The 11959-nt window shown below is 67.2% G+C and carries 11 protein-coding genes and 1 pseudogene; 4 read left to right on the forward strand and 8 right to left on the reverse strand.

Annotated elements, in window-relative coordinates; all coding sequences use genetic code 11:
* The first annotated feature begins 7 nt into the window (after positions 1-7).
* Both G6N14_RS14095 and G6N14_RS14100 read left to right on the forward strand, forming a co-directional pair.
* Positions 8-847, forward strand: coding sequence for a mycofactocin-coupled SDR family oxidoreductase (locus tag G6N14_RS14095; RefSeq protein ID WP_085129936.1), 840 nt, complete (start codon positions 8-10; stop codon positions 845-847).
* Positions 844-1379: pseudogene (locus G6N14_RS14100) on the forward strand (oxidoreductase family protein). Before G6N14_RS14095 ends, G6N14_RS14100 begins: the two are co-directional and overlap by 4 nt.
* 39 nt (positions 1380-1418) lie before the next feature.
* Here G6N14_RS14100 and G6N14_RS14105 read toward each other — a convergent pair.
* From G6N14_RS14105 to G6N14_RS14135, 7 genes are all read right to left on the reverse strand, one after another.
* Complete coding sequence (locus tag G6N14_RS14105; protein WP_085137273.1) at positions 1419-3821, reverse strand: CaiB/BaiF CoA-transferase family protein; 2403 nt, start codon at positions 3819-3821, stop codon at positions 1419-1421.
* 4 nt (positions 3822-3825) lie between these two features.
* Positions 3826-4791, reverse strand: coding sequence for an enoyl-CoA hydratase/isomerase family protein (locus G6N14_RS14110; RefSeq protein WP_085137271.1), 966 nt, complete (start codon positions 4789-4791; stop codon positions 3826-3828).
* Between the two features lie 63 nt (positions 4792-4854).
* Complete coding sequence (locus G6N14_RS14115) at positions 4855-6036, reverse strand: amidohydrolase family protein (protein WP_085137269.1); 1182 nt, start codon at positions 6034-6036, stop codon at positions 4855-4857.
* Positions 6037-6060: 24 nt separating this feature from the next.
* Positions 6061-7251, reverse strand: coding sequence for a cytochrome P450 (locus tag G6N14_RS14120; protein WP_085137430.1), 1191 nt, complete (start codon positions 7249-7251; stop codon positions 6061-6063).
* Positions 7252-7298: 47 nt separating this feature from the next.
* The gene (locus tag G6N14_RS14125; RefSeq protein WP_085137267.1) at positions 7299-7496 is read right to left on the reverse strand and encodes a ferredoxin; all 198 of its coding nucleotides are present in this window, start codon (positions 7494-7496) and stop codon (positions 7299-7301) included.
* Positions 7493-8170: a TetR/AcrR family transcriptional regulator gene (locus G6N14_RS14130; protein WP_275986157.1), complete on the reverse strand. Its 678-nt coding sequence runs from the start codon at positions 8168-8170 to the stop codon at positions 7493-7495. Before G6N14_RS14130 ends, G6N14_RS14125 begins: the two co-directional genes overlap by 4 nt.
* A gap of 32 nt (positions 8171-8202) precedes the next feature.
* Complete coding sequence (locus G6N14_RS14135) at positions 8203-9033, reverse strand: SDR family NAD(P)-dependent oxidoreductase (RefSeq protein WP_085137263.1); 831 nt, start codon at positions 9031-9033, stop codon at positions 8203-8205.
* A 280-nt stretch (positions 9034-9313) separates the two neighbouring features.
* Here G6N14_RS14135 and G6N14_RS14140 point away from each other — a divergent pair, with 280 nt between their 5' ends.
* Both G6N14_RS14140 and G6N14_RS14145 read left to right on the forward strand, forming a co-directional pair.
* Positions 9314-9760: a nuclear transport factor 2 family protein gene (locus tag G6N14_RS14140; RefSeq protein ID WP_085137261.1), complete on the forward strand. Its 447-nt coding sequence runs from the start codon at positions 9314-9316 to the stop codon at positions 9758-9760.
* Positions 9761-9816: 56 nt separating this feature from the next.
* Positions 9817-11091: an HNH endonuclease signature motif containing protein gene (locus G6N14_RS14145; protein ID WP_163787166.1), complete on the forward strand. Its 1275-nt coding sequence runs from the start codon at positions 9817-9819 to the stop codon at positions 11089-11091.
* A gap of 39 nt (positions 11092-11130) precedes the next feature.
* Here the strand turns inward: G6N14_RS14145 and G6N14_RS14150 are convergent, their stop codons facing one another.
* Positions 11131-11931 carry an alpha/beta fold hydrolase gene (locus G6N14_RS14150; RefSeq protein ID WP_085135819.1) on the reverse strand — a complete coding sequence of 267 codons (801 nt, stop codon included), beginning with the start codon at positions 11929-11931 and terminating at the stop codon, positions 11131-11133.
* Between the last annotated feature and the right edge of the window lie 28 nt (positions 11932-11959).

Genomic DNA, 11959 nt, shown 5'->3' on the forward strand with positions numbered 1-11959 from the left:
TAATGCCATGGCTGGACGTGTTGAGGGCAAGGTCGCATTCATCACTGGCGCGGCCCACGGTCAGGGCCGCAGCCACGCGGTGCGGCTGGCCGAGGAGGGCGCCGACATCATCGCGATTGACGTCTGTAAGCCGATCGTGGAGAACTCGCCGATTCCGCCGGCCACTCCCGAGGAACTGGCGGAGACCGTCGACCTGGTCAAGGCTCGGGGCCGCCGGATCTTCACGGCCGAAGTCGATGTGCGCGACTTCGACGGCCTCAAGGCCGCGGTAGACGCCGGAGTGGAGGAACTGGGCGGCCTGGACATCATCGTCGCCAACGCCGGCATCGGCAACGGCGGCGACACCCTCGACCAGTGCACCGAACACGACTGGCAGGAGATGATCGACATCAACCTGTCGGGTGTGTGGAAGACCGTCAAGGCCGGTGTGCCGCATCTGATTTCCGGAGGAAAGGGCGGCTCTATCGTCCTGACCAGCTCCGTCGGCGGGCTGAAGGCCTACCCGCACTGCGGCAACTATGTCGCGGCCAAGCACGGCGTCGTGGGGATCATGCGCTCCTTCGCCGTGGAGTTGGGTCACCACAACATCCGCGTCAACACCGTGCACCCCACTCATGTCAGCACCGGCATGATCATGAACGAGGGCACCTGGAAGATGTTCCGTCCGGACCTGGAGAACCCGGGCCCCGACGACATGGCGCCCATCTGCCAGATGTTCCACACCTTGCCCGTTCCGTGGGTGGACGCGGTGGATATCAGCAACGCCGTGCTTTTCCTGGTATCCGACGAGGCCCGCTACATCACCGGAGTCACCCTGCCCGTGGACGCGGGAAGCTGCCTGAAATAACCGCCTCGGCGACTCCGGACAGCTGGGAAGCGATATCCCCGGAGTGGATGAGCGCTGCGCTCAGCGCTCACCACCCGGGGCGGTCGTGGACGCGGTCTCGGTCGCAGCCCGCGACAACCGCACCAATCGGCGCGCCCGCCTGGCCCTGAGTTACGCCGCCGGCAGCAGGCCGGCCACCGTGTTCGCCAAAGCCATCGACCCCCAGCACGCCGACTCGGCAACACCTACGTGCTGCCCGATGGCGACGTCGGCTTCCTGGACTGGCAGATGGTGCGGCGCGGCAATGTCTCCTTGGACGTGGGCTATTTCCTGCAGGGTGCACTGACCACCACCGACCGGCGGGCCGGCGAACGCGCGCTGCTCGAGGAATACCGCGGCGCACGGTCTGGCGATCTGGATCGCGACCCTGTCTGGTGGCGACAACTGGCAACGGCCGGATATCAGTCTGGCCTTCGCGCAGCACTACGCCGCGGTGTTCACCGACCTGGACACCCGCGGGGCGCTGGACGCCCTCGACGCTGCTGCCGAATAACACCGTTCTCGCGCTGCTGGATTCGATCGAGCTCGCGGCCTAGGCAGGTGCATTGCCGATGACGCCGGCGGCTGCAAGCGCCGCGATCTCGGTCTCGGTGAGGCCCAGCTCGGTGAGCAACTGATGGTTGTGCTGACCGAGCAACGGCGCGGGGCGGGCGTGAACCGTCCGCGGCCCGCGCGAGAGCCGGGCCGGCAGCGTGCTGTGGGATGCGGGACCGTTGAGCGGGTGGCCCACCTGCTCGAAGAAGTCCCGCGCGGCCAACTGCGGCAACTCGGTCTGGCGATGCGGCTGCATCACCTTGGCCACCGGAACCCCGGCGCCCCAGAGTGTCTCGACGACCTCGTCGGCGCTGCGGGTAGCGCACCAGGCGGACAGCTCTTGGTCGATGGCGTCGTGCTGGGCGCGCCGCCCGGCAGCGTCGGACAGGGCCGGGTCGGCGGCCCAGGACGGGTCGCCCAGCGCACCGCACAGGCCCGTCCACTGCTCGTCGGTGGCGACCGCAATCGCGACCCAGCAGTCTTCTCGCCCGAATTCGTCGACTCCGGTGGTCCGGTAGAAGTTCTGCGGAGCGGCCGCGGGTCCGCGGTTTCCGTCGCGCTGCAGCAACGCACCGTTTGCCGAGTATTCGATCACCTGCTCGGCGGCGATGTTGAGGGCGGCGTCGATCATGGCGGCCTCCACCAGGACTCCCTCGCCGGTCCGGCGCCGGTGCTCCAGTGCCAGCAGCAGCGCGGTCAGCGCGTGCACACCCGCATTCGGGTCGCCGATCGAGTACGGCTCGTACGGGTTGCGGTCGGGGTAACCGGTCAGCCAGCTCAGCCCGGCGGCGTCTTCGATGACGTAGGCGAAGGCCGGGTTGTCCCGCCAAGGGCCGTCCAGGCCGAATCCGGGCATCCGCAGCATGATCACGTCATTGCGCAGCGACTGCACGAACCCGAAATCCAGGCCGAGGTTCTCGATCACCCGCGGGGTGAAGTTCTCGACGATGACGTCGCAGTCCGCGATCAGACGGTGCAGCACGTCGCGGCCGTCCTCGGTCGCGAAGTCCAGGGTGAGGCTCTTCTTGTTGGTGTTGAGTGCGGAGAATATCGGTGAACGTTCCCACCACGACTCCTCGCTGACCGGTATTCCGGCGATCAGCCGGGTGCCGTCGGGATGGCGGGCGGACTCCAGATGGATCACCTCGGCACCGAGCATGGCGAGCAGGTGAGTGCACGACGGGCCGGCCCAGAAGGTGGTCATGTCCAGCACACGTATGCCCTTGAGCGGCAGTCGGTCATCAGGGGCCGGCGAGACGGGGGCAGTTCGCCGCCGCGGCGGCAGGCGCCGGTAGGTGTCGGTGTGTTCGCCCAGGTGCGGCGCCGGAGCCGGCTCGGCAGGCGCCACACCATCCAGCCGGTAGGGGGGCGCCGGCTGGATGAACCCGTCCCGCGGATTGCACGTGAACAGCCGCCGATGCCGGAAGTGGTCGAAGCCTGCGACGTTCGCGCCGTTGCCGACCGGCGAGTTCGGTATCCGGAACGCCGAGGCCAGGTCGCGGACCTCCTCGACGGTGTGATTGCGCACCCACTCGTAGAGTTCGGGGGCGTGCAGGTTCGCCTGCTCGGTGATCGACAGCGGCGAGTCCTCGTCGATCCACTCGTCATGGCCGGTCATGACGCACAGGTCGAACCACTGCTGGGCGGTGCCACAGCCCAGCGCGACCAGACCGTCGGCGGCCTGCGCCACGCCCGGTACCGTCGGCCTGCGCTCGGACCGCCACGGGCGCCCCAGCATTTCGAAGTAGGTCACGGGATAGTAAGTGAGGCCGAGTATCTGGGCTTCCAGGGCCGAGAGGTCGATCAGTTCTCCGCGACCGTCGCGCAAGGCACGCAGCCGCGACGCCAAGGTCATGGCCGCGGCGTAGGCCCCGGCGAGCCAGTCGCCCACCTGCCCGCCGATGTGCACCGGTGCCCGATCCTGGGCTCCGCGACCGAGACCGACCGCTCCCCCCGACCAGGCCTGCAGGGTGAACTCGGTGGCCGGGCGATCCCGCCACGGACCGTCCAGCCCGAAGGGCGTAATGGCGGTGACCACCAGATGCGGGTGCCGCCGGTGAATCTCCGCGGGCGCCAACGACGGGTGCCGGCCGACGACTCCCTGGCGCGACCACACGACCGCGTCAGCGGAGGCCAGCAGGGTGTGTACCCATTCGATGTCGGCGGGATCGTTGGGATCGGCGACGACACTGTGCTTGGAGCACCCCAGGAAGCTGAACAGCGCACCGCCGGCGCCGGCATCGACCACCGCGTGCGAGGCCGACCAGCCGCGTAGTGCGTCCCCTTGCGGTGGCTCGACATTGATGACCAGTGCCCCGCCGTCGGCGAGCATCTTGGTGGCATACGCGCCGGAGATGCCGTCGGACAGATCGATGACGGTATAGCCGTGCAGCGGCCCCACGGCGTCAGGATTCCGCGTCGCGACTCGACTTGCTCAAGCGGAAGTCGGGCGGGAATCTGGAGTCGTTGTCCTTGACCGCTCCGCTGAGTCCGGATTCGATCGCGTCGTCGATCATCAGGTCGTCGACGTCGGGAGCAACGCCGGACCCCATCGACTCGAAGAACGCCGACAACAGGCTGCCCATGTACTCGCCCTGATGCTGCTTGTAGACCTCGAAGAACATCTTCTGCATGAATACGGTGTCCACCGGGCGGTTACGGGAGCAGGCCAGCGCGTACTTGTCGACCTCGGCTTCGAGCTGGTCGCGCGGCACCACCTTGTTGAGGAAGTTGCACTTCTCCATGTCGGCGGCGGTGAACGGTCTTCCGGTGAAGACCATTTCGGAGAACTTGCGCAGCCCCATCATCTGCACCCAGGTCCACATCCGCGGCCCCCATCCGTAGTACCGGAAAGATGGGTGGCCGAACAGCGCGTCGTCGCTGGAGATCACCAGGTCGGCGTCTGCGGCCTGGTAGAAATGCCAGCCGTAGCAGTAGCCCTTGGCTTCGACGATGCTGATCTTCTTGAGCTCCTGCAGTGGCCGGTTTCCAGCCTGCACATTGGCGTACCACGCGCTGATGGTGGCGCCGTTGCGGAACGTGCCCTGGGGCGGGTAGCTGACGTCCATGCCCTCCAGGCGCAGTTCGGCCAGCCGCTTGTCCGGATCGGCGACGCCCTCCATGAATTCGGGAAGGTCGGCGCCGCTGCCCAGGTTGTCCCCCACCCCGCGGATCACCACCACTTTCACGTCGTTGTCAACGCTTGCGGCGCGCAGCAGGTCCGCGTAGCGCAGGCGCGCGGACGAGGTCGGCGCGTTGAGGTATTCCGGGCGGTCAAAGGTGATGGTGGCGATCTTGGTGGCCGGGTCCTTGCGGTACCGGATGATCTCTTCCGCGGAGGGCCGTCCCGAGTCCCCGGCTGTGTCTGACATTGGCGATCTGCTCCTTCAACTGGCGCTACGTATGCACCGGTGGACGTGATGTCACGGGCGGTATCACAGCCCGAGGAAGGCTTTGATGTTGCCGCTCACCACTTTCGCCGCATCCTCTGGTCCCAGGGCATTGACCACACCGGCCAGTGACTTCTCCGAGTAGCCGAAGGTGCTCTCGTTGTGCGGGTAGTCCGACGACCACATCACCTTGTCCACCCCGATCTGGTCGATCAGCCGCAGGCCGAGCGGGTCCACCATGAACGACGCGCTCATGTGGGTGTCCCAATAGTGCCGGATGTCGTGCTGGAGCTGGTGGGTGAACATGTGCTGGTAGGAGGCGAGCAGGTGCTCGGCGTCCTGCAAAGCGGTGGGAACCCAGGCGATCCCGCCTTCGAACCAGCCGATCCGCAGTCCCGGGTGGCGGTCCAGGATGCCGGAGAAGAGGTACTTGGCGAACTGCTCGCGGAACGAGTCGACATTGACCATCATGCCCACCACGACGCTGTTGATCTCGCAGGGCGTCTTCGGCGGAGTCTCACCGATGTGGTGGGTGATCGGCAATCCGGCCTGTTCGATCTCATCCCACACCGGATCCATCGCCCGGGCACCGAAGTCGATGATGTTGCCGTCATCGCCCTTCCCGGGATTCAGCGGCAGCAGGAACGTCTTGAGGCCCAGGGATTTCACCTCTTCGAGGGTTCGCCGGGTTCCGGCGGGGTCCCACCAGTTGATCAGTCCCACCCCGTAGAAGTGGCCGTCGGACTGTTCCTGCAACTCGGCCATGTACTCGTTGTAGATCCGAAAGACCCGTTCCCGCAGCTCCTTGTCGGGGAAGTGAAACAGTGCGAGTACAGCGTTCGGAAACGCGAGTTCCCTGTCGACGCCGTCGGAGGCGAGCTCCCGGATGCGGGCCTCGATATTGCTGCTGGCCGCCCCGGCCAGATCGTCGTATTGCATGAGCACCGCCGAGAAATCGCCCGGCAGGAACGACTGCCCCTTGCGGCCGACCATGTAGGCGCCGTCCTCGTACCAGATCCGCGGCGCCTTGTCCTTGAGGTCCTCGGGGAACCGCTGGTAGAAGATGTCGTCGGCGATGGAGATGTGGTTGTCGGCGGAGAACACCTCGGTACCGGCCGGCAGGCCGACATTACCCAAGCCGACACCGGCCTGCCCGTGCCGGTCCTTGGGTGCCCCGTAGCCGCCGGGGGGATAGAACGCGACGCCTTGAGTTGATGTGCTGGACATGTCAATCCACTTCCAATCGGGCGGTTACCAGGTGACGGGGAGTTCGTAGACGCCGTAGGCGAGCCGGTCGTTCTTGAAGGGGATCTGGTCGATGTCCACCGCCAGCTTCAGCGTGGGGATGCGCCGGAACAACGTGCGGAAGGCGATCACCATCTCCGCGCGGGCCAGCTGCTGACCGACGCACTGGTGCGGACCGAAGCCGAACGCCATGTGCTGACGGGCCGGGCGCGCCAGGTCGAGGGTGTCCGGTTCGGGGAAGACCGAGGCATCCCAGTTGGCCGGCGCCAGGTCGATGATGATCCCCTCACCCGCGCGGATGGTTTCGCCGGCGATCTCGATGTCTTCGACGGCCACCCGGCGCTGGCCGGTGTGGATGATCGACAGATAACGCAGCAGCTCCTCGACGGCGTTGGCGATCGCGGCGTCGTCGTCGCCGCGGAACACCGCAGTCTTCTCGGCGATCCTGTCGGACTCATGCAGCAGCGCCACGATGCCCAGGCCGATCATGTTCGCGGTGGTCTCGTGCCCGGCGATGAGCATCCCGGTGCCCAGTTGGGTGGCCTCGCGCACCGACAGCTCCTCATTGCGCACCCGCTTGGCCAGATCGGAGACCACGTCGTCGGCCGGCTCGGCCATCCTGGCCTCCAGCAGCTGGACCAGGTACTTGGAGAGCTCGGTGGCACCCGCGGCCAGATCGTCCGAGGTGGCGTTGCGGTCCACTCCCATGGTGGCGTGCTGCTGGAAGAACTCGTGGTCCTCGTAGGGCACCCCGAGCAGTTCGCTGATCACCAGCGACGGAATCGGCAGTGCGAATCCCTCGATCAGGTCGGCCGGTTGCGGTCCGGCCAGGATCGCATCGATGTGCTCGTCGGTGATCCGCTGCGTCACGGACTTCAGCGCCTCGACGCGCTTCATGGTCAGCGCCGGCGACAGGATTCGCCGGTACCGAATGTGTTCGGCACCATCGGTGGTGAACACCGATTTAGGCCGGTGGTCGACGCTGGCGCGCATCATCTCGTTCCAGTGCGGAAAGCCGGGCTGGTGGTCGTCGACGCTGACGCGGGGGTCGGAGAACAGGGCGCGGACCGCCTCGTAGCCGGTGATCAGCCAGGGCGTGCTGCCGTCCCAGATCCGCACCCGGCTCAGCGGGGCCTGCGCGGCCAGCGCCATGGTCTCCGGCGGCGGCGCGAAAGGGCACCGGCCATCGCGGCTCATCGGGTATTCCGGCGTTGTGGTGGTGACAATGGTTGCGTCGGTCACGCTCACTCCTCGACGATCTTGATGGCTCCGGAAGGGCAGGTGCGGGCCGCCTCCCGCACGGTGTCGGCCAGCCCCGCGGGCGGGTTGTGGTCGAGTACGACGACGACCCCGTCCTCGTCCCGCTGGTCGAAGACTGCGGGTGCAAATCCGACGCACTGCCCCGACGAGGCGCAGATATCCTGGTCAGCGGTCACTTTCATTGCGGGCCTTCCGTCTTTTCGGTGACCGGGGCCAGCCACAGCCCGACGATCGCGTCGATGAGGTCAGACCCGGACTCCGCCCAGCTGGCAGCCGCCGAGACCCCCGCCGCCACCGCGCGCTCGTGTTCGGCGCAGGTGTGCATCAAGAGATTGCGCGCCATCACATTCCGCGCCTGGTGGACCCGGACCGGAAGGTCTGGCAGGCAGGCGTTGATGCCCTCGATGACCTGCACCAGAGACGGCGAACTCAGCGCGTCCTTGACGACGATGTTGTGGTAGGCGGGATCGGCCATCACCTGTGCGGCAAAACGCGCATACCAGGTCGGATTGCCCGACGCAGCAAGGTGATCGGTGAGCGGCCTTACCAGGCACGACACCCAGTCGCGCAGGTCGGTGGACTGCACTGCCGCCGAAACCATCTCTTCGCGCAGCCGCTCGACCGGCGCCCGGTGGCGTCGCTCGATCTCGCGCACCAGATCGGTCTTGGTGCCGAAGTGGTATCCGACCGCCGCGTTGTTGCCCTGACCGGCGGCCTCGCTGACCTGACGGTTGGAGACCGCGAAGACCCCGTGTTCGGCGAACAGCTGTTCGGCCGCGGTCAGGATCGCCTCCCGCGTGCTGTTGGACCGGTCAGCGCGCGCGGCCCGATCAGCGGTGGTCACGGCGTCAGTCAACCGCGCACAGTCATTTAAGTCAAGCGATTGATTTAACTAGGTGACGACTCGGCGGGCTTGGGGCGGCGACGGATCGCCTTGCCCGCGACCGTCCCGCCGTCCACCGGCAACACCACACCCGTGACGTACCGGGAGCGTTCACCGGCGAGGTACAACGCCGCCTCGGCGACGTCGGCCGCGGTGCCCTCCCTCTTCAGCGGCCGGTCGGCGCGCATGGTCTCGCGAATCGCCGCTTCGAACCGCGCCAGGTCATCCGGGTCCAGGTTCGCCGCCGCCGACGACGCCACGAAAGGCGTCGGAACATTGCCGGGGGCAATGGCATTGACCCGGATGTCATAGTGCGCCAACTCGATCGCCGCCGACTTGGTGAACTGGATGACGGCGGCTTTCGAGGCGCGGTAAGTCATCACCCCGCCGCCGGCCTGGATGCCGCCGATCGACGTCAGATTGAGGATCGACCCGCCGCCGGCCTTGGACATGTGCCGGGCAGCGTCGCGGGTGCCGGCCATCACGCCGAGCACGTTGACCGCCATGATCCGATGGAAGTCGGCCAGGTCGTCGTCGAGGAACCGGTTGTGCATGGTTCCGGAGACGCCGGCGTTGTTGACCATGATGTCCAGTCCACCGAACGTCTCGACGGCGGCCTCCACCAGTGCGCTTATCTGAAGCGGATCGGCGACGTCGGTGACCCGAAATGTCGCCTCGGCGCCGAGTTCGGCGGCGAGCGCCTCCCCGCGGTCACGGTCGAGGTCTGCGATGACCACCCGTGCCCCCTCGGCGAGAAATCGCTCGGCGATCCCGCGGCCGATACCCGATGCACCCCCGGTGACGATCGCCACCTTTCCGGCCAACTCGTTGCCCATCTGCGCCCTTCCGCTGCCACCGGCCTCCGACTCAACCCGCTTTGCCAGATTCAGTCAAGCGACTGATTTAATTCTTCGGCGTCCGGGACGACTGCGGCCGGGCAGCAGGCGCCCGACGTGCGACGTCCGGTCATTTCGGCAGAGGAGCCGGAATAGCTTGGTGTGCAAGGCATAGCGCCGAAGCGCTGACCCACCGCACGGAGTCGGCTTTGCCGCTGTCGGGGTCGGCAGGTTGCCCAATGTTCGCAAATTCTCGGCGCTCTCGGGAGAAACTCAGAGCATGACCGCCCAAGCCCCCCGCCCGACCGACGACCAGCTGGCCATCTCCGCCCTGCTCTACCGGTACGCCCGCGCCGTCGACACCAAGGACCGGGCGCTGTACCGGTCGGTGTTCACCGAGGACGCCGTCATCGACTACACCTCGGCCGGCGCCGTCTGTGGCACCCGCGACGAAGTCGCCGACTGGTTGGCGGCGGGCTTTGCGGCTATCCCGATGTCCATGCACTACGTCACCAACATCGAAGTCCTGGGGCACTCCGGTGATACCGCGACGGTGCGGGCGATGTTCTACAACCCCATGCAACTGCCCGGGATGACGGACGTGAGCTGCTGCGGCGGCTATCACCACCACGAGCTGGTCCGCACCCCCGACGGCTGGCGCAGCCGCAACCTGCGCGAGGAGAACATCTGGTTCACCAATCCGCCGGGACGCCCCGACATCGGTTGATCACCGCGTGGATTCGGCGGCTCTTGGATGTCAGACCCTGCTGCGATGATGACGTCATGTCCTCGGCCGCATCGACTGCTCCGCCGGGCGTCGCTGCGCTGTCCCCCGATCAGCGTCTTGACGTGCTGTTCGGCGAGTTGTCGGAGCTGACCGGCCAGCGCAACGCCATCGACGGGCGCATCGTCGACATCATCGCCGAGATCGACCGCGACGAACTGTGGGCAACCACCGGCGCACGCTCGGTGGCGGCATTGGTGGCCTGGAAAACCAGTGTGTCCCCGGGCAACGCGCACACGATCGCGACCGTGGCACAGCGCGCAGAGTCGTTCCCCCACTGCACCCAAGGCATGCGCGAAGGCCGCCTGTCGTTGGATCAGGTCGGCGTCATCACCAGCCGGGCCGCCGACGGATCCGATGAGCACTACGCGCAACTGGCCGCCGTCGCCACGGTCAACCAGCTGCGCACCGCGGTCAAACTCGAACCACGCCCCGAACCCGAACCCGAACCCCGGCCCGAACCGGTGCGCTCGATCACCAAAGTCACCGACGAGCGGGGCACCTGCTGGCGCATCAAACTCGACCACCTCGACGCAGCCAAGTTCGACGCAGCACTGCAGTCTCACCTCGATGCGCTGATAACGCAGTACAAGCGCGACCACGACGATTCCGGCCGCCCAACAGACCAGACACCGCCGTTGCCCACGACCGCTGATGCCTTCCTGCGTCTGGTCGAAGCCGGATGGGATGCCGAGGCCACCCGCCGGCCCCACGCCCAGCACACCACCGTGGTAGCCCACCTCGACGTCCAAGACCGGACCGCGGCACTGCACCTGGGCCCACTGCTCTCCGACGACGAACGCCAATACCTGACCTGCGACGCCACCTGCGAAGTGTGGTTCGAACGCGACGGCGAGGTGATCGGGTCGGGACGGTCGACCCGCACCATCAGCCGCCGGTTGCGCCGCGCACTGGAGCACCGTGACCGCTCCTGCGTGGTTCCCGGCTGCGGAGCCACCCGCGGCCTGCACGCGCACCACATCCGGCACTGGGAAGACGGCGGCGAAACCGAACTCGCCAACCTGGTGCTGGTCTGCCCCTACCATCACCGGCTGCACCACCGCGGCATCATCACCATCACCGGGCCAGCCAGTCACCTCGTCGTCACCGACGCGGCCGACCGACCGCTCAGCCCGGCATCACTGGCCCGCCCACCCAAGCGACCCCCACCAGTAGTCGCACCCTGCCCCGGCCCCACCGGCGAACGCGCCCAATGGTGGTGGTACCAACCCTTCCAACCCCAACCACCACCGACCACCCATGAGGTCCGATGAATCACCGGGACGGCAATAGCCTCCGTTTCCCACGGCGGGTCAGCCCGCGCAGAAGTCCAGCAGTAGGCCGTTGACCTGCTCGGCCTGTTCGATCTGCGGGCAGTGGCCGGCAGCGTCCACGACCGCGGAGCGACCGGCGGGAATCTGATCGGCGATCTTTGCAGCCCAGCCCGGCGGCAGCAGCTTGTCGCACGCACCTTCGATCACCAGTGTGGGCGCCGAAATGCGTTCGTAGGGACGGCTGCTGGGCGCCGGCGGCGGGGGCTGCGCGCCGGGGCGGCGGAATCGCGCCGCCGCCACGGCCTCCCAGGCGCCCGGTGCGGCACTCGAGGCGTAGCGGCGTGCCACGTAGTCGTCGTCGGCCGGATAGGCCGGGTCGCTGAACAGCGCCGCCACGATTCGGCGCATCGCGGGCACCGTCGCGTCGTAGTCGTAGAGCGCGGCCATGTGCTCGTTCTGCTGGATCTCGCCGCCGCCGCAGATGGCGACCAGCCGGCGCACCGGCAACACCGCTGCCTGCGACGTGGCGTCGACCAGCAGCATGATGGCGCCCATCGAGTTGCCCACGAAATCGGCGGATTGCACGCCCAGTTCCGCGCAGAATCGCGCCACGTGACGAATCCGCATACCGCGTCCGTCGTTGAAGTCGATCACTTTGGCCGACTCCCCGAACCCGAGCAGATCAGGGGCGAGCACCCGATACCGTTCGGCGAGTGCGGGAATGGTGCGCTCCCAACCGATCTCGGCAGACGCACCGAACTCACCGCCGTGCAACAGGACCACTGCCGGGGCAGACGGGTCCCCCGCCTCCAGGTAGGACGTGTGCAGGCCGTCCACCATGACGGTCTTGCGGGACACCAACACCGGG

It is taken from the genome of Mycolicibacter hiberniae (genome assembly GCF_010729485.1).
GTDB classification, from domain to species: domain Bacteria; phylum Actinomycetota; class Actinomycetes; order Mycobacteriales; family Mycobacteriaceae; genus Mycobacterium; species Mycobacterium hiberniae.